The following is a 21607-nucleotide window of genomic DNA, read 5'->3' as shown; positions in this document are numbered from 1 at the left end:
TTATACTCATTGAAAATCAAAGAGTATTAGTCGCGGGTAAATCCAGTTGCACCCGTACGAGCGATATTTTTAATACCATATGGTCGAATCACTCGTAATAAAGCTTCACTCTTCTCAGCATTTCCCGTCATCTGGATGGTGATTGAGCTTGGAGCCACATCTACTACCGTTGCACGGAAAGGTTGGATAATGGCCAAGATTTCTGCACGCTTCTCAGCAGGAGCAGATACTTTTACCAAGATAACTTCTCTTTCCAAGTGCGGTTTATCTGTGATATCTCGGATGCGAATCACATCAATCTGACGATTGAGCTGTTTAATGATTTGCTCTACTTCATCATGAGATGCTACATCAATAATGATGGTGATACGAGATACATTGGGATTCTCTGTCGCACCAACCGAGATACTCTCAATATTGACTTGACGACGAGAAAGGACACCTGTAAAACGATTCAAAACTCCTGAACGGTTTTGCAATCTAGCTGTTAACATTCTACGCATGGAACTTCACCCCCAACATCTCATGATTGCTCTTACCAGCTGGTACCATCGGTAAGACCTGTTCCTTACGAGAAATATCCACCTCGATAAACATCGGCACATCCTCCAGAATGACTTCTAGATCCTTCTCTATCGTCTCTGGATTATCAAATTTATAGTTTTTGATGCCGTAGGCCTGTGCCATCAACTGGAAGTCAGGAAGGGTATCAAAGACTGACTCGGAAGTTCTACCCTCATAGAAGGATTCCTGCCACTGACGAACCATTCCTAGTGAATGGTTATTCAACATGACAACCTTAATCGGCACCTTGTAGATGTTTAGGATAGCTAGTTCTTGGTTGGTCATTTGGAAGCCACCATCACCAACAAAAAGGATGACCTCTTTTTCTGGATTGGCAATCTTGGCTCCGATAGCTGCAGGAACTCCGAATCCCATGGTACCCAAACCACCTGAAGTGACTAACTGACGCTCATTTTGGTAAGGATAATACTGAGCTGTCCACATTTGGTGCTGCCCTACGTCAGTTACGACAATGGCATCACCATGCGTCAACTCACCGATGCGTTCAATAACGGCCTGAGGTTGAACCACACGTTCTTTCTTATCATAAGAACGAACTCGATTCTTGTCCTTGGTGACTTTTTCAATCCACTTTTCAGTATTGTTATGAACAGTTGGTTCTGCCAGTAGCATCTGCAAGGCTTTCTTAGCATCCCCCACTACAGGAATATCTGCACTGATAATCTTACCAATCTCAGCTGGGTCAATGTCGATATGAGCAACCTTAGCATTCTTCGCGAAGGTCTTAGGGTTCCCAGTCAAGCGGTCATCGAAACGGCAACCAATACTAATCATAAAGTCCGCTTCCGTCATTGCAATGTTGGCTGCGAAAGAACCGTGCATGCCTCCCATCCCTAGGAAGAGCGGATGACTCGTTGCAATGGTTCCTTGCCCCAAAAGACTAGTGACTACTGGAATTTGGTAACGTTCAGCAAATTCATTGAGCTCCTTAGAAGCTTCTGCATAGCTGATACCGCCCCCTGCTAACAAAACAGGTTTCTTGGCTTTTGACAATTGCTTCAAGATTTTCTTGATTTGCATGTCATTTGGATCAAGTGTCGGTTGGTAACTTGGTAAATTCACCTCCGGCGAATAGATGAAATCTGTCTCTAGGGCTGATACATCCTTGGGCAAGTCAATCACAACTGGACCTGGACGACCTGTCGTTGCGATATGGACAGCTTCCGTAATGATACGAGGAATATCTGCTGTCTCACGAACTTGGTAATTGTACTTGGTAATGGGCATGGTAATACCTACGATATCCGCCTCCTGAAAGGCATCCTTCCCAATCCCAGCTCGCGCAACCTGACCTGTAAAGACCAAAAGGGGAACGCTATCGCTCATGGCATCTGCAATCCCTGTAATGGCATTTGTTGCTCCCGGCCCACTCGTGACGACGGCAACGCCCAACTTTCCAGTTGATTTGGCATATCCTTCAGCTTCGTGCAAACAACCTTGCTCATGGCGTCCCAAGATGTGGCGAATACCTTTAAAATTGTATATCGCATCATACAAAGGTAAGACCGCACCACCAGGATAACCAAAAATGGTATCAATCCCTAAGTCCCGAAGTGTTTCCAAAACTAGGTCCGACCCCGTCTTAGGAGATTCTAAACTGATTTTCTCCATTGTTCCCCTTTCTCTTCTCTTAAAAAAATAGCTTGTTACTATCATACCATTTTTTCAAAAATTTTCAAGGCAAAAGAGTCAATTTTCTGAATTTTCTATCTAAAAGTGTATTTATGAATCATTTCCTTATTTTTATTAAGTTATCTACGGAATTAGGAACCTTTATTTATTTTAATTTATCAAATTAGAATATTTTCTTTCTTGGTAGAATTAGTATTTTTCTCACTTAACGACCAAATTTGTATACTATATTCAGCAAAAATGAATAGTTAAAGACAAAAAAAGGAAGCCACTAAGTGACTTCCTTCTAGAGTGAGGACTGATTAGTCTTCACCTTTGTTTTTCTTAATGATTTCTTCTTGTACTGACTTAGGTACATCTTCGTAGTGGTCAAATACCATCATGAAAGTACCACGTCCTTGAGATGCTGAACGAAGAACAGTTGCGTAACCAAACATTTCAGCAAGCGGAACATAAGCACGAACGATTTGGCTGTTACCGTGAGCTTCCATACCATCTACACGTCCACGACGAGCAGTTACGTGACCCATAACATCACCAAGGTTTTCTTCTGGAACAGTGATGGTTACAAGCATCATTGGCTCAAGGATAGCTGGTTGTGCTGATTTAGCAGCTTCTTTAAGGGCAAGTGAAGCCGCGATCTTGAAGGCAGTTTCAGATGAGTCGACATCGTGGTATGAACCATCGTAAAGCTTAGCTTTAACGTCAACCATTGGGTAACCTGCAAGAACACCGTTAGCCATAGATTCTACCAAACCTTTTTCAACCGCTGGGATAAATTCACGAGGAACCACACCACCGACGATTGCGTTTTCGAATTCGAATCCTTTACCTTCTTCGTTTGGACTAAACTCAATCCATACATCACCGAATTGACCTTTACCACCAGACTGACGTTTGAAGAATCCACGTGCTTGAGTAGAAGCGCGGAATGTTTCACGGTAAGATACTTGAGGAGCACCTACGTTCGCTTCAACTTTGAACTCACGACGCATACGGTCAACAAGGACGTCAAGGTGAAGTTCACCCATACCAGAGATAACTGTTTCACCAGTTTCAACGTTTGTTTCAACGCGGAATGTTGGATCTTCTTCAGCCAATTTTTGAAGGGCGATACCCATCTTGTCTTGGTCAGCTTTAGATTTTGGCTCAACCATCAACTGGATAACTGGTTCTGGAACGTGGATTGACTCAAGGATGATTTTAGCTTTTTCATCTGTCAATGAATCACCAGTAGTTGTATCCTTCAAACCAATAGCAGCTGCAATATCACCAGCATAAACGGTTTCGATTTCTTGACGACTATTGGCATGCAATTGCACAAGACGTCCGATACGTTCACGTTTGCCTTTAGAAGTGTTCATTACGTAAGAACCTGATTGAAGAACACCTGAGTATACACGGAAGAATGTCAAACGACCTACAAATGGGTCTGTTGCAATCTTGAAGGCAAGAGCTGCGAATGGCTCTTCGTCAGATGCTGGACGAGTTTCTTCTTCGTCTGTATCTGGGTTGATACCTTTGATCGCTGGGATATCAAGTGGGCTTGGAAGGTAGTCGATAACCGCATCAAGCATCAATTGAACACCCTTGTTCTTGAAGGCAGAACCACACAATACTGGGAAGAATTCAACGTTGATAGTTGCTTTACGGATAGCAACTTTCAATTCTTCGTTAGTGATTTCTTCACCTTCAAGGTATTTCATCATCAAGTCTTCATCAGTTTCAGCGACTGCTTCAACCAATTTTTCTCGGTATTCTTGAGCTTGGTCAAGGTATTCAGCTGGAATATCTTCTTCAAGGATATCTGTACCAAGGTCGTTAGTATAGATTTCAGCTTTCATCTTGATCAAGTCGATGATACCACGGAAGTCATCTTCAGCACCGATTGGCAATTGGATTGGGTGTGCGTTTGCTTGAAGACGGTCGTGAAGTGTGCTTACAGAGTAAAGGAAGTCAGCACCGATTTTGTCCATTTTGTTGGCAAATACGATACGTGGAACTCCGTATTCAGTTGCTTGACGCCAAACTGTTTCAGTTTGAGGCTCAACACCTGATTGTGAGTCAAGAACAGTAACCGCACCGTCCAATACACGAAGAGAACGTTGTACTTCGATTGTGAAGTCCACGTGTCCTGGTGTGTCGATGATGTTTACGCGGTGGTTGTTCCATTGAGCTGTTGTCGCAGCAGATGTGATTGTGATACCACGTTCTTGCTCTTGCTCCATCCAGTCCATTTGTGACGCACCTTCGTGAGTTTCACCGATTTTGTGGATTTTACCAGTGTAGTAAAGAATACGCTCAGTAGTTGTTGTTTTACCGGCATCGACGTGAGCCATGATACCGATATTACGAGTTTTTTCAAGTGAAAATTCGCGTGCCATGAGGTTTGTTTCTCCTATTTATTTTAATTTCTATTCTATTATAACACGATTTTAATAAAAACGGATAGGCAGGACCTACCCGTTCTCAATGTTTATCTTGTTTTTGTTGGTTTCAACTTGTAGACAAGTTGAATTGAACTCAGGCTAAAAGCTCAAGTTAACTGAGTTGAACTCGAGCGAGGCCCGGTGCAAAAAAGATAAACTGCTTTGTGTTCACGGAACACTGCATCAGTTTCCTATTTTTGCCTTGGGCCTTTGCCGCTCTTAGTATCATCTTATTACCAACGGAAGTGTGCGAAGGCACGGTTAGCTTCAGCCATACGGTGAGTGTCTTCACGTTTCTTAACTGCTGCACCAGTGTTGTTCGCAGCATCCAAGATTTCTTTTGCAAGACGATCTTGCATTGTGTGTTCACCACGAAGGCGAGCGATGGTTACCAACCAACGAAGTCCAAGTGTTGTACGACGTTCTGGACGAACTTCAACTGGGACTTGGTAGTTAGATCCACCAACACGACGTGCACGTACTTCAAGTACAGGCATGATGTTTTCCATAGCTGTTTCAAATACTTCAAGTGCATCGTTACCAGTAGCTTCTTTGATTTGCTCAAAAGCACCGTAAACGATTGAAGCAGCTGTACCACGTTTACCATCAAGCATAACGCGGTTGATAAGACGAGTAACTAGTTGTGAATTGTAAAGCGGATCTGGCAATACGTCACGTTTTGGAGCTCTATTTTTACGACTCATTTCTCTTTATCCCCTCTCCTTATGCTTTTGGACGTTTAGTACCGTATTTAGAACGGCCTTGTTTACGATCGTTAACACCTGCAGTATCAAGTGCACCACGGACGATATGGTAACGTACCCCTGGAAGGTCTTTTACACGTCCACCACGAAGAAGCACCACGCTGTGCTCTTGCAAGTTGTGTCCGATACCTGGGATGTAGGCAGTAACTTCGATAAGGTTGCTCAAACGTACACGAGCGAATTTACGAAGGGCAGAGTTAGGTTTTTTAGGTGTCATTGTTCCCACACGAGTTGCAACACCACGTTTTTGTGGTGAAGAAACGTTTGTTTGAACTTTTTTATGACTGTTGTAACCAACGTTCAAAGCTGGTGATTTAGATTTTTCTACTTTTGATTTACGCGGTTTGCGAACCAATTGGTTAATTGTAGGCATCTACATTCTCCTGTGTTTTTTTTATTTTTGGTGATGATACACTTGGTGACAGCTACCATCTGTGTGTACTTTTGCAACATTTGTCAGCACGTCCCTGTACACTTTTGAGAGACCAAAAGTAAAAAGTACCGTCTATTATTGTAACACAATTTTTCCTTCATTGTCAAGATATTTTTCATTTTTATTCTGATCTTTTAACTCTTTGACACTAGCTTTCACCGCTTTTCTAAACCAGAAAAGGAGGCAATTTGCCTCCTACATTTTAGTATGGATTTCTTTCAACCCAAGCTATTGTTTCGGAATTTTTTAACCCTTCTTATCAAAGCCAACCAGATTCTGTTGCAATGTTGGCTGCCTCTGTTCGATTACCAGCATCTAGTTTCGAAAGAATATTGGTAACATAGTTTCGGACGGTTCCATTTGATAGATAAAGCTGATCTGCGATTTCTTGATTAGACAAACCCTGAGCAATTCCCTTTAAAACAGCGATTTCTTGCTCTGTTAACGGATTGGGGTGCGTCATCACCACTTCCATCAATTCAGGCGAATATTCCTTACGTCCTTCAAGAACAGTGTGCAAGGTTTGCATGAGGTCTGCAATGCTTCTTTCTTTTAAGACATAAGCATCCACTCCAGCCTTGACCGCACGTTCAAAATAGCCAGGGCGCTTGAAGGTCGTCACCACAACCACCTTTGTTTCTAACTTTTCTGCTCGTATCCACTCCAAGACTTCGAGGCCTGTCTTAACAGGCATTTCTACGTCAAGAATGGCGATATCTACGGGCTCCTTTTCTAAGAGTTGGATTGCTTCTTGGCCATCCTTGGCTTGTAGTACAGACTCTACATCTGGTTGAAAGGTAAGCAACTGGCACATGGCATCTCGCAACATACTTTGATCTTCTGCAACAAGTAGTTTCATCTTAGTTTCTCTCCTTATAAGGTAGCCGAACCTGCACTTCAGTCGGCTGTTTCTGACTGATCACTGTTACTTCTCCTGAAAAAGGAAGGACACGGTCTCGAACGGTATGGAGTTCATCTCCTTTTAGTGAAGCAAAGCCACATCCATCATCCCTCACTGTTAGAACGAGTTCTTTCTCAGTTCGTTCTAATTTCAAGTAAGCTTTCGATGCTTTGGCATGTTTGATGATGTTGGTCACTAACTCAAGTAAAATCATGGAGGCCGTTGATTCTAATTCCTGAGTTAGGCTAGCTGTATCTAGTTGGTGATTGATTTCTGTCTCAATTCCTGCAATTTCTAGCATTTTTTTGACAGTCGTAAATTCGGAAGCAAGGGTTCTGGTTTTAAGATTTTCGATAATTGTACGGACTTCATTCATGGATTCTTTACTGATTTGATGAATTTCTTTTAATTCTTTTTCCACTTGAGGATAGGCCTGCATTTGAAGAAGCTGGAGGGCAAGGTCCGTCTTCACACTCAACATGGCAAAGGTATGACCTAGGCTGTCATGGAGATCCTGACCGATACGACTGCGTTCGTTTTCAGCCAAGAAAAGATTGAGCTTGGCATTTTGTTTCATCTTTTCTTCTTTTATGTCCTCCGACAATCGAATTCGATAAAGACCAAAGGTCATTGCATCGGAAAAGATAAAGGTCACCAAGAAAAAGAGTAGCTGCCAGGGACTAACATGATTGACCATATAGATTCCGGTCAGAATAAATGGTTGCAGGACAATAAAACTGACAAAACGCCAAGAGTGAAAAGAAATCTCATCCAGCTCATAAATAAGGAGATTGGATAAATAAAAGATAAACCATGTGAAACCTGAACTTAGCCAAACAGATGTATAAAAAATGTAGACAAGCATGGACCACCATGCTAGCCACTGCACGGTGCGATTCTGACTGATTAAAACCGAATAGAAGGCAAGTACAAATAGTAGGGTCCATAGCAAGGTTAAAAGCGGGTAATCTCCAACGATGACACCCGCTATAGGAAAGATGATAAACACAATTGAAATATGAAACATATAATGAATGTTTTTAAATTTTTCCAACATAGATTTATTTTACCTCAATCCTTTTTTTCAGCTGGATTACCAGTACACCAAAGAAAACTGTATAGCCTAGCACAACCAAGGCAGAAAGAATATTAAATTCATGGTGTTCCAAATAAGTAGAGACGACCTGCATCAGTTGATAGGTTGGAGTCAGCTTTCCAATGGATTGGAGCCATTCTGGGAAGGAATCCAAGGGGAACCACAGTCCACCTAGAACAGCCAAAGCAATATAGGCAATATTTCCAACAACCGTCATCAGTTGAGCACTGGGTAGCAAGCTCACCAAGACCCCCATGCTGATAAAGACCACGCTTCCGATCAGCAAAATAGCACCAATTACCATCCAGTCAAGCCAAGGCAGAGTCACTCCACGGACAAAATGACCAACTGAAAAGACAACTGTAATTGATAACAAGAAAGTCAGTAGGGTACTGAACAGTTTTGATACATAATATTCTACCATAGATACGGGAGAATGTTGAATCAATTTTTGCCAGTTGTTTGTCTTATCAGACTCGAGTGTGCTTGGGATACTGAAAAAAGCACTTGACATGATACTAAAGAGCGTCATGGCAAAAAGATAGGCTTGAAGAGCAATTTCTGGAATATCTGACCCTGACATCATACCAGAAAAGATAAGGTAAAACACACTTGGAAGTCCGATGGATAGCAAGTAGTAGACGGCTTGCCGTTTCATCAGAATGATTTCCACTTTCATGAGACTTGTCATATTTTTCATCGTCAATCTCCTTTAGTCTTGAGTCGTTTCGAAGATACTGTCTAAGAGAGTTCGATTGCGAACTTCAATTTCTTCGATCATGCAGCCCTGTTCTTGCAAGGCTTCCCATACCTGGCTGGCTTCTTTGGTTGTGAAGGAAAGAGCATTTTGCTTGATTTCAAGCCCTTGAACCATAGTCAGAGAGCTGACAAAATCCTGATAAGTTAGAGGTATCGTAAAGTGTTTTTCTCGTTCTTCACCACGCATGGCATAAGGTGTCGTATCACGGATCAATTCACCCTTGTGGAGGACCAAGATGCGATCGGCCGTATGCTCCACCTCTTCGATATAGTGAGAAGAATAAACAATGGTCACACCATTTTTCTTTAACTGATTGACAATTTCCCAAAAATGCTGACGTGTCGAGGTATCCATGGCAGCAGTTGGTTCGTCTAAAAATAGAATTTTCGGACGACCTATTAGTGCCAACACGAAAGAGAACAAACGTTTTTGCCCACCAGATAGCTTGCCCGCTAGCTGATTTTTCTGTTTGTCCGAAAACCTCAGCAAGTCATCAATTTCTTGATTGGAGAGACTGTTTGGATAGATTGATTGAAAGAAGGATAAGAGTTCTTTCACTTTCAAGTCTTGAACCACCGTATTTTCTTGAGGCAAGATAGAAATAAGCTGCTTTAATCGAGGATCTGTTGGCGCAAATCCTTGAATAGCGACCTGACCTGAGCTCACGAACTTGTCGCCCAAGAGGCAATCAATCAAGGTTGTTTTTCCTGCTCCGTTAGGCCCAATCAAGGCGACACATTCACCATGATGGATTTCAAAAGAGATGTTCCGCAAGATCTCCTTGTCTTTTATTTTCTTACTCAATTTCTCAACTTTAATCACAGTCATGAGATTCTCCTTTCAACCACTTCATTCCCATAGGGAAAACAACGAAAATCATAAATCCAAAACCCCAAGCACCACGAATAAATTGGCGAAGCAAGGTTTGGTCAAACCAACCAGTAAACATTTCCACTAACCATACCAAGAGTGACAGGCCGATAAAGAAATAGATGATTGCTTTTTTCATTCCTCAAACTCCTTTTTCACATCTCTGACTAATTTCAAACCTTCTCTGACAAGCCAAGACATCATTCCAAATCCAGCAAAGAGCTCCCAAGGAAAATGATAGAAACCCTCGTCCAATCCTGAAAACATGAGATAGGTCATAACTCCTGCTGCTACTAAACTCACTGCGACAATCATTTTATTTTTCATTTCTTCTTCCTCCATTTCATACTTCAATTATAGTCCTTTGAAGTTAGCGAAGCTAGATGCTTCTGTCACTAGGAAATATGACAAATGTCATAAAAAAAAAGAACCGATTTCTCGGTTCTTAAAATGATTAGTCTGATTCATCGTTTCGTTTCTTTTTACCTAGCAATCCAAGCGTCATGACACCTGCTAGGGCTGTCAGAATTCCTAGATTTTTCAAACCATCTTCTTGACTTCCTGTATTTGGAAGTTGATTTTTTTCTACAGAGATGTTTTGAGTCAATTGATCTGGTTTCGAATCAGGTACTGAAAGTTCTTTTTTATCAGACGGCTTCACTTGCTCTGGAAGTTCTACTACGGTTGGAGTATAGAATCCTGAAATGATATTTCCATTGCGATCTTTACGGATCACTTTCACACCTTTGGCTTGTCCTACAAAGTCTGCCTCAGGGATAAAGGTGACGGTGCCATCTGGTGAGATTACATAAGTTCCTTCACCTGGAACGACTTTTTCAGTTGTTCCATCTTCAAAGGTTGGCGGAACTGTCAGATCGACATCACCTGTAAAGTTTGGTTTACCCGTCTGAGTTTGACCTTTAAGACCTTCTGATGTCGCATCACTCACTTGTGTTTGTCCAAGGACAGTTGGTGTGTAGCGAGCAGTAACTACATTTCCATACACATCCAAACGTTTCACAACCAATCCTTTAGCTATACCAACAAAGTCTGGTTCTGGAGTAAAGGTAATCTCACCATCTTTATCAATTGTATAGCTTCCTTCACCTGGAACAACCATAGTCGTGCTACCATCCTCAAATGTTGGTGGAACAGTCGAATCGATATGTCCTTCAAACACTGGTGTTGCCACTTGTGGTTGACCTTTTGCTCCTGTAGAAGCCGTGTCATGACCAGTAGACGGATCTACAACTGTTGGACGATAAGTCGCAGTAACTGAGGTACCATTCTTATCCTTACGGACAATCGTTACGCCAGTTCCTTTTCCTACAAAATTAGCTTCTGGAGTGAAGGTGACTGTGCCATCTGGTGAGATTGCATAAGTTCCTTCACCTGGAATCACTTTTTCAGTTGATCCATCTTCAAATGTTGCTGCCACTGTTTCATCGATTGGAACAAGCGGATTACCACCTTCAAATGTTGGCGTACCCGTTTGAACAAGCCCCTTAATGTTCACTGAAGAAGTATCTTTACCAGTTGGTGTCACTTTTGTAAACTCTGGACTGTAGGTTGCAGTAACTGGGGTGCCATTCTTATCTACACGTTTCACTGTGACTGGATCTGGGCTTCCGACAAACTGCTTGTCTGGAGTGAATGTTACTGTACCGTCTGACGCAATCGTGTAAGTTCCTTGACCTGGAATAGGCTTCTCTTTGCTGCCATCTTCGAAGGTTGGTTCAACTGTTTCATCGATTGGAACCAGTGGGTCGCCACCTTGGAAGCTTGGAGTTCCTGTTTGTGGAACACCCTGAGGACCTGTGCTGGTTGCGTTAGTGCTGGTTGGGGTTACCTTAGTCACTGTTGGGATATAGGTCGCAGTGACTGGAGTGCCGTTCTTATCTACACGTTTGACTGTGACTGGATCTGGTGTGCCAACATATTGTTTTTCTGGTGTAAAGGTAATAGAGCCATCTGGATTGATGCTGTATTCACCTACACCTGGAACTGTTTTCGTTGACTGTCCATCTTCGAAAGTCATTGGTTTCGTATCATCAATTGGAACCAGTGGATTGCCTTCTGTGAAGGTTGGAGTACCTTTTTGCGGTTGACCTTGGATACCATTTGAAGTGGCGTCCGTTGAAGTTGGAACTACTTCTTTCACCACCGCTTGGTACTTAACGGTAACTGGAGTTCCGTTGGCATCCACACGAGTCAATTCAAGTTCTGGTGTTTCACCCTTGAACTGCTTATCAGGAGTGAAGGTTACCTTACCGTCTGCATCCACTTCAAACTTACCAACATTTGGCACTTCTTTCACAGTTGTACCATTGTCAAATAGTGGAGTTGAATCAGCTGGGAATGGAACAGAGTCATGGCCTGGAGTGAAGGTCACTTTACCTTCTTGGACCTGACCTTGCAGACCTTCTGTCTTATCTCCTGTACCAGTTGGAGTCACCTTAGTAAACTCTGGACTGTAAGTCGCAGTCACTGGGGTGCCGTTCTTATCTACACGTTTCACTGTGACTGGATCTGGGCTTCCAACAAACTGTTTGTCTGGAGTGAAAGTTACCGTTCCGTCTGGCGCAATCGTGTAAGTTCCTTGACCAGGAATCACTTTTTCTTTGCTTCCATCTGCGAAGGTTGGTTCGACTGTTTCATCAATTGGAACCAGTGGGTCGCCACCTTGGAAGGTTGGGGTTCCTGTTTGTGGAACACCCTGAGGGCCTGTGCTAGTTGCACCAGTTCCTATTGGTGTTACCTTGGTTACTGTTGGGGTATAAGTCGCAGTGACTGGGGTGCCATTCTTATCCACACGTTTGACTGTGACTGGAGCTGGGTTTCCGACAAACTGTTTGTCTGGAGTGAAGGTTACAGTTCCATCTGGCGCAATAGTGTAAGTTCCTTGACCTGGAATAGACTTCTCTTTGCTTCCATCTGCGAAGGTTGGCTCTACCGTTTCATCGATTGGAACAAGTGGGTCGCCACCTTGGAAGCTTGGAGTTCCTGTTTGTGGAACACCCTGAGGACCTGTGCTGATTGCGTTAGTGCTGGTTGGTGTTACCTTAGTCACTGTTGGGGTATAGGTCGCAGTGACTGGGGTGCCATTCTTATCTACACGTTTCACTGTGACTGGATCTGGTGTACCAACATATTGTTTTTCTGGCGTAAAGGTAATAGATCCATCTGAGTTAATAGTATACACACCTACACCTGGAACTGTTTTCGTTGACTGTCCATCTTCGAAAGTCATTGGTTTCGTATCATCAATTGGAACCAATGGATTACCTTCTGTGAAGGTTGGGGTACCTTTTTGCGGTTGACCTTGGATACCATTTGAAGTGGCGTCTGTTGAAGTTGGGATTACTTCTTTCACCACCGCTTGGTACTTGACAGTAACAGGAGTTCCATTGGCATCCACTCGAGTCAATTCAAGCTCAGGTGTTTCACCCTTGAATTGTTTGTCTGGTGTAAAGGTTACCTTACCGTCTGCGTCCACTTCGAACTTACCGACATTTGGTACTTCTTTCACAGCTGTACCATTGTCAAATAGTGGAGTTGAATCAGCTGGGAATGGAACTAAGTCATGACCTGGGGTGAAAGTCACTTTACCTTCTTGGACCTGACCTTGAAGTCCCTCTGTCTTATCTCCCGTACCAGTTGGAGTTACCTTCTCAACAACTGGGGTATAGGTCGTTACAGCCGACTCTCCATTTTTATCCACCACTCCAACTTGAACTGGAGTTGCCGGACCATAGAAGGTTTTCAGTGGAGTAAAGACAATTGTTTTATTTACAAGATCTAAATCGTACGTCCCTTGGTCGGCAATGGTTAGCGAAGTTACCTTTTGCCCATTCTCATCATAAAGAAAGACACTGCTTTGGACTAGTTCAACGGATTTCTTTGCTCCATTAATGGTTGTTGTCCCTTTTGTAAAGTGAACCTCGCTCTCGCTTGCTCTATCCACATCAAAGTGAATCGTTGCTGCTTGCTTCTGCCCTTGAAGGCCTTTAGATTTCGCTGCACTTGCTGAAGGGACAACTGGAAGTGGAACATAATACACCACCCGATACCAGGTAAATTCTTTTTCCAACTCTTCATCTCTAGGATCATCCGCGGTCAATAAATATTCATCGAGAGCTCCTTCTCCCGACATTGTGTTTGCATCAATATCCTCTCTTGGATAATAGCCAGGAATTTCAGGAGAAATCACTTGAGACCAAGTTTGGTCTGCAGACCAGGCTGAGTATGTCACACCAGCTGTCGCATCATTTGGTTGCCGTTTCGCCAAAACCTGGTCAATTCTCTTCGTTCGAGTAAACGAATGAGTCTCAACATGTTTTGGAGGAAGGAGTGATAAATCAGAATGGTTTGTTTTTTTGAGATATTCAAAATCAATCTCTCGAGTTCCACGAACAGTTTCGGTTAGTTCTGTAATCTTGTGTCTAAACTGAAACTTGAATTGTCTTGGGCTAGCCGAGTCACCAAAGGTATGATCTGTAAAATCGTTACTAATCAGTTCATATCCTGCATCTTCCAATTCCTTAATTCGACGAGCAGGATCATAAGAAATTGGTCCATTTGGTTTTCCTACAACTGTGTCTACCTGTCCTAGTTGCACTTCCTTAGACGGATCATTTACATCCACAAAGGTGAAACTTGCAGATGACAGTTTGGTGGACATTTGGATTAAAACATTATTGGACTCAGTGTACTTGGAACTACCATTTGCCAGAGCCGAAGAAAGATAAGCTGTAGCACCTGAGGCAGTATCTTGCCCGATAACTGCTCCATCGATAGGAAACTGAACCCTGCTTCCAGCAGCAACCGGAGCAGTCGAATGCCAACGAACTGCACGAATCTCTGACCAATCCGATACCTGTTCTGCTGTGAGCCATTGTGAAGCATTAATTTCTGCAGCAGTACCCGCAGTACGACTATATTGAACTTCCCAGCCAGAAGGTGGTGTTAGAGCTTTTGTCAAACTCACTGTAAATTGAGAACCACGATTTCTGGATTCCAGCTGTTTATCACCTTTCATCGGCAAGGATGATAAAACATAAACGTCTGAAACAGGCTGTTTCGCTGCGTTTTTATAGGTCACTCTGAAATCAATCTCATCACCAGGATAGTGCTCTTGGGTATTGTAGGCAAAGTGCTGATTTGTAGCTCTCTTCACTTCAGAGTAGACACCACTCGCTTCAGACGCCTGTACGACCACATTGAAGTCATGAGAGGTCGAATTTTTCGAAGTAATAGTAATGCCATCTAGTTCCCCCAAGTCATAACCATTCTGAGCTTGAACATCTGGAAGTTCCTCATCCCAGAAAGCAATTGCTTTATAGGTATAGGTCCCATTTGGAATTGTCTTGTTTTCCAACTTCAAAAGCGTTTGGGGCATAGAGGAGTCTGGGGTTCCCTTCACTTGGGCATAGTAGAGAGTTTTCCCAGTATCTTTGTAATTATAATAGACCTTAAAATTAAGGTTTCCACTAAAGTTTAATTGTGGATCAGCCAAATAGGCTAAATGGTAAACTCCCGTCAAATTTGCGAAATTCTGGGTAGGCGTATTTCTACCAGCAGTCGTTGTGATAAAATCTTCTTTAAAACCAGAAGCATCTGTGTGTCGATTGAAAACATCTGTTCGGGCTCGCCCAATCATTGAAATTTGCTGGACAACACGCGTCAATTCGGCTGAAGCCGTTTGAGAGAAGGAAACAGTGTTTCCAGTATTCTTAAAAGTGAAATCCGTTCTAGAATCCAACTTACGAATCGTCGAATCTTTATAGAGACTTTCCCAATTATTAAAACGTGTTTTTGTCTGGAAAAAAAATGCCGAAGTATCATTGGTTGAGGACTTCCTCATCTTGATATTTTTAAACTTGTACTCCAGCTCCTTCACATCTTGCTCTTCCGTCAATCGTAGACTACGGGTGTTACTATTAAAAGTCCCTAATAACTCACCTGTAGCTTTATTGTATACTTCTACGGATGCGTCCGGTGAAGAGAAAAATTCATTCCATTGACGCTCCTCAATCACGTTTACTTCTCGATAAGACTCTCGTGAATCCTGTATTTTATGGGTGACCGTGTAGTCATTGATAAGATAATCTTTTTCAACCTCAGCAACTGATGAAAGTCGAACATTAGAACGGTATTCTGTTTCACCATAAGAACGAATTATCTCCGAGTCAGACTGGTTATAGTGTCTATATTCAAAGAGAGAAGACTCTGGCTGATCTGTTTTTTGAACAAAAAGAGCATAAGGAAGAACGGCCGTATTTTGATAACTAGTCCCATCTGCTTTTGTATAGATACCCGTCACAGTTAGCTTTTGCGCTTTTCCATTAATATCTGCTACTTTGGCATTCTTTAACTTAAAAGAAATTGGAATGAGCTTATTTTTATTGTTATTAATATCTTGAAGTGGATTGTTAGCTCTGTTAATCGTCAGATGATAACCCGTCGCATCGGCAGTCCATCCTAGAGCTTTAGCTTCATCTGTCAATTCATAACCTTCTTTTAACTCTATATTATAGGTATAAGATGTGACAGGATCAATGATATTCCCCCCGACATCACTAATACCCATACCATTAATCATACGACCATCAAAGACACCATTTCCATAGTTGAAGTAATCATTTCTTGCCGTATTATTCTTAGGATCTTTCGCACCGTTAAATAGATAGTAGGACACAACCGACGAATCATCGTCAACGATACCATCATTATTTCGATCGTAGCCAATGACCTGATTGTTAGACATTGGTGTCAGACCACCTACACCGTTTTCTAAGACCTTCCATGTGTGTTCAATACTTCCAAGTTCTTTGAGGACATTGCCATTTTTATCATAGAGCTTAGCAGTTGCGGTCACCTTGTGGTCTGGTCCAATGGCTTGGACAGCACCTCCCCAGTTCGGAGTCAAAGGATCTATCTGAAAAGTATAGACGAAGTTATAGTTTGCCCCACCTCTCAGATTTGTAGGTTCTATCTTTAAATCAAGGTCCCCATTCGTTTTTTCTTGACTGAACTTTACACCACCAACTGGAGAAGGGGTCAATTTAATAGCTTTCCCATTTTGGAAATGAATTTTGATATACCCACCAGAATAGTCTGCTTCGTGTCCAGTAATACTAAAGGTCAAGGATTCACGAACACTATCTACCGCATGGATATCCTTGATTGGCGAATGAGTTTTAAATTCTGCATTGACTTCATCTAACGATCTCTTGCGTCTTGAAGAAGTTTTCCCACTAGAACTGCCTTCTTCCTTGTTTTTCTGCTCAGTTTGAGTTGATTCTAGAGATTGCTTTTTCTCCTCATCTAAAGAGGGCTGACTTTCCTCCTTCGCATTGTCAACTTGAGAAACTGGTTGGCTCTGAGCGACTGGTGCAGATACTTCTATTTTGGACGGTTCAGTTTTATCCTTCCGGTCCTTAATCGCTTCGTTCTGTGTTACCACTTTTTGAGGCTCAGAAATGACTTCCTGTCCATTCTCAGCACTTTTTTCCTTCTGTTGAATTTCCGCCTGCGTTTGTTGTTCCTTATTGTTGACTTGAGCTTCATCTGCTTGCACTGGTGAAGTAGCCATCACCATAAAAGTTCCTAGCAATACCGAACAGGTCCCAACACTTAACTTTCTAATCGAAAAGCGGGAAAAAGATTGATTAAAAAATTTTTTCTTCATCATTTCTCCTTTATATTCATACTTAATCTAACATAACAGCTTTATCATTATAACTTATAGTAAATAGAATTTCCAATAGAATGTTCATTTCTACATAAATTTCTTTATAACTCCATTTGCATAGAAAAAGGAAGCTGTAAAACCAGCTTCCTTCTGTCGTTTTCATTTGATTTTCACGATTATTCCACACTGAAAAGATATGGATATACGGGTTGTTGACCTTGGTGAATCTCTACTTCAACATCTTCAAATTCTTCTGCGATTTCTTGGGCAATTTCATTGGCAAGTTCTTCGCTTCCGTCTTCACCGACATAGAAAGTCACGATTTCACTGTCTTCGTCCAACATATGTTTCAATGTTTCAGTCAAGGTTTGGTGCATGTCAGGGTTTGACACGAGGATTTTCCCATCTACCATACCAAGATTGTCATTTTCATGAATTGCTAATCCATCGATAGTTGTATCACGAACGGCTGTTGTTACACTACCGCTGATAACATCACCAAGGGCTGCAGTCATGCGTTCTTTATTTTCTTCGATTGATTTGCTTGGGTCAAAGGCAAGAAGGCTGGTCAACCCTTGAGGAATTGTACGCGCTTCTACCACAACAGCAGGTTGTTCAAGCACTTCAGCCGCAGACTGAGCTGCCATAAAGATATTTTTGTTGTTTGGCAAGAAGATGATGTTGCGAGCATTGACCTGTTCAACAGCCTTGATAAAGTCTTCTGTTGAAGGGTTCATTGTCTGACCACCTTCAATGACATAATCCACACCTTGGGCACGGAAGATATCTGCTAAACCTTGACCAGCTACTACTGCGATAAGAGCATACTCTTTTGTTTCAGCAGGCTTGTTTCCTTGAGTTGCTTCTTTTTCAACTTGCGCCTCGTGTTGGTTACGCATGTTGTCCACTTTTACCTTGATCAAGCTACCATATTTGAGACCTTCTTGCATGACAAGACCTGGATCTTCTGTATGGACGTGAACTTTGACGATTTCATCATCATTGACAACAAGTAGAGAGTCGCCTAAGTTATTCAAGTAGTTACGGAATTCATCATAGTCAAAGTCCTTAGAATAAGTTGGACCTTGTTTGAGGGCTACCATGATCTCTGTACAGTAACCGAAGGTAATATCCTCAGTTGCCACATGCCCTGCTACAGACTTGTGGTGCTCTGCATTGATCATTTCACTCATGTTGGCAGGAGTCGCTACAAAGTCTTCAGAAGCACTGTATTCACCAGTAAGAGCTGAAAGGAATCCTTCGTAGATGAAGACCAAACCTTGACCACCTGAGTCTACCACACCAACTTCCTTAAGGACTGGAAGCATTTCTGGTGTCTTAGCCAAAGCTGCTTTCGCGCCTTCCAAGGCTGCACGCATGACCTCAACAGCATCATCTGTCTCCTCGGCTTTTTTCTTAGCCCCAATAGCCGCTCCACGAGAAACAGTCAAAATAGTTCCTTCAACTGGTTTCATAACCGCTTTATAAGCTACTTCGACACCGGATTGGAAGGCAAGAGCCAAGTCTTGACCTGTTAATTCATCTTTTCCCTTGATAGCCTGAGAGAAGCCACGGAAGAGCTGAGAAGTGATAACCCCTGAGTTCCCACGCGCACCCATCAAGAGCCCTTTGGCAAGAATGCTCGCTACTTCTCCAACTGTAGAAGCAGGCTTGTCTGCTACTTCTTTGGCACCATTTTCAATGGTCATTCCCATGTTTGTCCCAGTATCTCCATCTGGAACTGGAAAGACGTTCAATGAATTGACATATTCTGCTTGCTTATTCAAACGAGTTGATGCAGCCTGCACCATCTCTTGGAATAAACTGGTAGTAATTTTTGACACGATTATTCTCCTACAACTTTGATATTTTGAATGTAGACATTCACAGTCTGAGCAGTAATTCCTAGTTGATTTTCTAAACTAAAACGAACACGCTCTTGAATGTTTTTTGACACTTCGCTTATCTTTACTCCGTAGCTTAATACGGTATAAACATCAACTGCAATGCTACCATCTTCGTCTGCTTTTATAACAACACCCTTAGAATAATTTTCCTTACCAAGAAGGGCTTGGAAATTGTCTTTGAGGGCATTTTTACTAGCCATACCGACCACACCAAAAATCTCAGTTGCGGCACCACCTACAACGGTTGCAATCACTTCATCTGTCAGTTCGATTTGACCATCTTTTGTATTAATTTTTACAGTCATTTTTTTTACCTCAACTAGTTGATACTCTATTTTATCATATTTCAGCCCAAGTGTAAAAGCAGAATGCTGTATCTGCGGATATTTACTCTATTTTTCAAATGGTTTTATCCTTAGAGCAAAAGAAAAAGACCTAAGCGGTCTTTTCATTTTTATTAAACGCGTTCAACTTTACCTGATTTCAAAGCACGAGCTGAAGCCCAAACTTTTTTAGGTTTACCATCGATAAGAACAGTAACTTTTTGAAGGTTTGGTTTTACGGCACGTTTTGTTTGGTTCATCGCGTGTGAACGGTTGTTTCCTGATACAGTCTTACGACCTGTAAAGTAACATACTTTAGCCATTGTGTTTTCCTCCTATTAGATCTAATATAGCGGATGTGCTAGCACCACATACCGTACTATGTTATCACACTTTCTTGAATTTATCAAGGGCCTAAACTATTTTTTTATTTAACGTAAACAACTCCAAGTTTACCAAAAGCGACTTCCCCGCGGATAATCAAGGTTTTGTTTGTTGGCGCCACAGGAGCATCTGCTTTAGCTGCACCAAAGGAGGTTTCTACCTTCAAATCGACACGCCAGTGTTGTGGAACATAGACAGTTGCATTCCCGAAGGCCACTTCAATATTTAAAGTTGCAAAATCACCTAACATCTCTGCATTATCATAGTAGATTTTAGCATCCCCAAAAGCGACTTCCACTTGGTCATCTACGAGATCTTGATCTTGCTTATAGAAGGTCCCGCTACCAAAAGCGACTTCCTTATCCGTGACGACTGTTTTTTTCCCATCGTACCACCATTTTTTTTCATTCCAGAACTTACTTGAGTGAGTAAGATAACCAACACCGAGTACCACCAAGATGCTAGCCCAGATGAGAGAATGATTGGTAACTGGTAACAAGTCATAAGCGTAATTTGCAATGATGAGCGCTAGTAACCCTGTAAAAACTGCCGAAGTGAGATGGCGTCTAAGGATGGACTCAATGGACTTATAAGCAAAAAAAACAATACCTAGTAAAGGCCATATCTTACCATCCAAAGAAGGAATGCCAAAATTCCCTTGCAGCAAGATCCAGGCTGCTAAAACCAATAAAACAATACCAAATGCTTTCTTTTTCATGTTTTTTACCTCATGTTTCTTAGATTTTCTTTTAGGAGGGATTGGTAATGCCGTGAGACATGAACCTCCTTGTGCGTCTGATAAAAGGAAATGGTGCCCGTTCCTGAAAAGGACTTGTCCACTGAGTAAATCTGACGGATGTTTGCGATCGTTGACTTGGACACTCGACTAAAATAGCGAGGTAAGATGGACTCCAACTCATAAAGTTTGAGACGAACTTCATAGGCTTCCTTCTGGTTATGAGCATAAATCTTGCTCCCTTCTGTTTCAAAGAAGAGAATTTCTGACAGGTCTAGATAATATTCACCTGTCCCCTTGTAAAAAGTCAACCTCGGAGCCTTTGACTCTTGCAAGAGTCGTTGCAAATCTGCAATTTCATCTGTCAAAGTGGGTGTCTTGATGACAATTTCAGTTTCCTCTAAATTGCCGTCAATCTCAATTCGTAACTTCATCACATCTCCTTTCTGACTCTACTATATCAAAGCTAAGTTAGGAATACAAGGGCAAAAAAGCAAGTGGTCAATTTGAAGCAGTAAGTGGTTGTAGGACTAGCTTAACTTACATGTCAGAATAGGAAGAAAAAGAATCCCCACACCATACCACAAGCATAGCCAACCAAGACATCCTTGGGATAATGAACACCCCCTAAAACCCTCACCAAGCCCAGCAAAGCTGAGAAGAGCAAGCATGCTAAGCCAACAGGTAGACTAGCATGCAGACTGGCCATGGAGATGATGGTTGCCGAAAAAACATGGCGACTGGGCATCGACCGTCCCGAACTATCCTTATCAAGAAGGGGACAGATATCCCAAGTTTCATAAGGCCGCGGGTGGTTGATTTTCTTACGAAAAAGAGACAAAATCACAAAGCCTGATGCAGGAATAAGCACATAAACCCCAACTTGCTGACCAAGTCCTAGTTGCAGGTAAGTAGTGACTAGCAAGGTCAAATAGACCAGGGGCATGGCGACTGTCATCAAACGATTGAAACTTCGTAATAGGAATAAAAGAATTGGACGACTAGTTAGTCTGGAGCTGATATTTCGATACCATTCTTGATAATTTTTCATTTATGCTTCTCATTATCACTTTATTTTTGCCTCTAGGTGAGGC

18 protein-coding genes are annotated in these 21607 nt (G+C 42.1%); all 18 read right to left on the bottom strand.

The window, feature by feature from the left end; all coding sequences use genetic code 11:
• Nucleotides 1-26 precede the first annotated feature (26 nt).
• The gene (ilvN, locus tag D8863_RS00755; RefSeq protein ID WP_001253813.1) at nucleotides 27-503 is read right to left on the bottom strand and encodes an acetolactate synthase small subunit; all 477 of its coding nucleotides are present in this window, start codon (nucleotides 501-503) and stop codon (nucleotides 27-29) included.
• On the bottom strand, nucleotides 496-2196 hold the full coding sequence (locus D8863_RS00750) for an acetolactate synthase large subunit (RefSeq protein ID WP_049519462.1): 1701 nt from the start codon (nucleotides 2194-2196) through the stop codon (nucleotides 496-498). The genes ilvN and D8863_RS00750 overlap by 8 nt, the downstream gene beginning before the upstream one ends.
• A gap of 323 nt (nucleotides 2197-2519) precedes the next feature.
• Complete coding sequence (fusA, locus tag D8863_RS00745; protein ID WP_000090340.1) at nucleotides 2520-4601, bottom strand: elongation factor G; 2082 nt, start codon at nucleotides 4599-4601, stop codon at nucleotides 2520-2522.
• Between the two features lie 278 nt (nucleotides 4602-4879).
• Nucleotides 4880-5350, bottom strand: a complete 471-nt coding sequence (gene rpsG / locus D8863_RS00740) for a 30S ribosomal protein S7 (protein ID WP_000087873.1) — start codon at nucleotides 5348-5350, stop codon at nucleotides 4880-4882.
• 19 nt (nucleotides 5351-5369) lie between these two features.
• Nucleotides 5370-5783, bottom strand: a complete 414-nt coding sequence (rpsL, locus tag D8863_RS00735) for a 30S ribosomal protein S12 (protein ID WP_001142332.1) — start codon at nucleotides 5781-5783, stop codon at nucleotides 5370-5372.
• A gap of 319 nt (nucleotides 5784-6102) precedes the next feature.
• Complete coding sequence (locus D8863_RS00725) at nucleotides 6103-6702, bottom strand: response regulator transcription factor (RefSeq protein ID WP_125440792.1); 600 nt, start codon at nucleotides 6700-6702, stop codon at nucleotides 6103-6105.
• Between the two features lies 1 nt (nucleotide 6703).
• Nucleotides 6704-7801 (bottom strand): sensor histidine kinase, encoded by a 1098-nt coding sequence (locus tag D8863_RS00720; RefSeq protein WP_125440791.1) that lies wholly within the window; start codon nucleotides 7799-7801, stop codon nucleotides 6704-6706.
• 4 nt (nucleotides 7802-7805) lie between these two features.
• Nucleotides 7806-8540 (bottom strand): ABC transporter permease, encoded by a 735-nt coding sequence (locus tag D8863_RS00715; protein WP_000794227.1) that lies wholly within the window; start codon nucleotides 8538-8540, stop codon nucleotides 7806-7808.
• 12 nt (nucleotides 8541-8552) lie between these two features.
• The gene (locus tag D8863_RS00710; protein ID WP_125440790.1) at nucleotides 8553-9428 is read right to left on the bottom strand and encodes an ABC transporter ATP-binding protein; all 876 of its coding nucleotides are present in this window, start codon (nucleotides 9426-9428) and stop codon (nucleotides 8553-8555) included.
• Nucleotides 9415-9609: a hypothetical protein gene (locus D8863_RS00705; RefSeq protein WP_000709165.1), complete on the bottom strand. Its 195-nt coding sequence runs from the start codon at nucleotides 9607-9609 to the stop codon at nucleotides 9415-9417. Before D8863_RS00705 ends, D8863_RS00710 begins: the two co-directional genes overlap by 14 nt.
• Nucleotides 9606-9812, bottom strand: a complete 207-nt coding sequence (locus tag D8863_RS00700) for a hypothetical protein (protein ID WP_000390701.1) — start codon at nucleotides 9810-9812, stop codon at nucleotides 9606-9608. Before D8863_RS00700 ends, D8863_RS00705 begins: the two co-directional genes overlap by 4 nt.
• Before the next feature lie 112 nt (nucleotides 9813-9924).
• Entirely contained in the window at nucleotides 9925-17163 is a 7239-nt protein-coding gene (locus D8863_RS00695; protein WP_125440789.1) for a YSIRK-type signal peptide-containing protein, read from the bottom strand.
• A gap of 176 nt (nucleotides 17164-17339) precedes the next feature.
• Complete coding sequence (locus D8863_RS00690; RefSeq protein ID WP_125440788.1) at nucleotides 17340-19007, bottom strand: DAK2 domain-containing protein; 1668 nt, start codon at nucleotides 19005-19007, stop codon at nucleotides 17340-17342.
• 2 nt (nucleotides 19008-19009) lie between these two features.
• The gene (locus tag D8863_RS00685; protein ID WP_042902923.1) at nucleotides 19010-19375 is read right to left on the bottom strand and encodes an Asp23/Gls24 family envelope stress response protein; all 366 of its coding nucleotides are present in this window, start codon (nucleotides 19373-19375) and stop codon (nucleotides 19010-19012) included.
• A 152-nt stretch (nucleotides 19376-19527) separates the two neighbouring features.
• Nucleotides 19528-19716: a 50S ribosomal protein L28 gene (rpmB, locus tag D8863_RS00680; protein WP_001140948.1), complete on the bottom strand. Its 189-nt coding sequence runs from the start codon at nucleotides 19714-19716 to the stop codon at nucleotides 19528-19530.
• 104 nt (nucleotides 19717-19820) lie between these two features.
• Nucleotides 19821-20495 (bottom strand): LiaF transmembrane domain-containing protein, encoded by a 675-nt coding sequence (locus tag D8863_RS00675; protein WP_000725743.1) that lies wholly within the window; start codon nucleotides 20493-20495, stop codon nucleotides 19821-19823.
• A 5-nt stretch (nucleotides 20496-20500) separates the two neighbouring features.
• Nucleotides 20501-20947 (bottom strand): LytTR family DNA-binding domain-containing protein, encoded by a 447-nt coding sequence (locus D8863_RS00670; protein WP_000776591.1) that lies wholly within the window; start codon nucleotides 20945-20947, stop codon nucleotides 20501-20503.
• A gap of 113 nt (nucleotides 20948-21060) precedes the next feature.
• Nucleotides 21061-21564, bottom strand: coding sequence for a phosphatase PAP2 family protein (locus tag D8863_RS00665; protein ID WP_125440787.1), 504 nt, complete (start codon nucleotides 21562-21564; stop codon nucleotides 21061-21063).
• Nucleotides 21565-21607 lie beyond the last annotated feature (43 nt).

This window comes from Streptococcus oralis (assembly GCF_003943825.1).
Lineage (GTDB): Bacteria > Bacillota > Bacilli > Lactobacillales > Streptococcaceae > Streptococcus > Streptococcus oralis_CD.
The sequence above is the reverse complement of the archived record's forward strand: the minus strand, read 5'-3'. Positions and strand labels throughout refer to the sequence as shown.